The 302-nt window shown below is 45.0% G+C and carries 1 protein-coding gene; it reads left to right on the top strand.

The window, feature by feature from the left end:
• On the top strand, positions 1-302 hold a 302-nt coding region (locus Ga0451573_RS19120; RefSeq protein ID WP_231685779.1), incomplete at both ends, for a phage integrase N-terminal SAM-like domain-containing protein.

Here is a 302-nt window from a genome sequence, read left to right as displayed (position 1 = left end):
TTTCACGGTCACTTTGACAAGCCTCTTGAATCCCTTGGCTATGACGAAGTGAGGCAATTTCTCCATCATGCCATTACTCAGCGCAAACTGAGCTGTTCATATGTCAATCAAGCCTATAGCGCTATCCGGTTTTTCTATGAAACTGTCCTGGGCTGGGACTGGAATATGAAGCTGGTCCCCAGGGTTAAACGGAGTAGGACTTTACCCGCTGTTTTATCCGTTGATGAGGTTAAAGCTATCTTCAATGTTACCGGAAATCTTAAGCATAAGGCTATTTTGATGACTACCTATGCTGCCGGTCT

The organism is Phosphitispora fastidiosa (genome assembly GCF_019008365.1).
Classification (GTDB): Bacteria; Bacillota; Thermincolia; order Thermincolales; family UBA2595; genus Phosphitispora; species Phosphitispora fastidiosa.
Note: the sequence above shows the minus strand (reverse complement) of the source record. Positions and strands in the feature narration are given on the sequence as shown.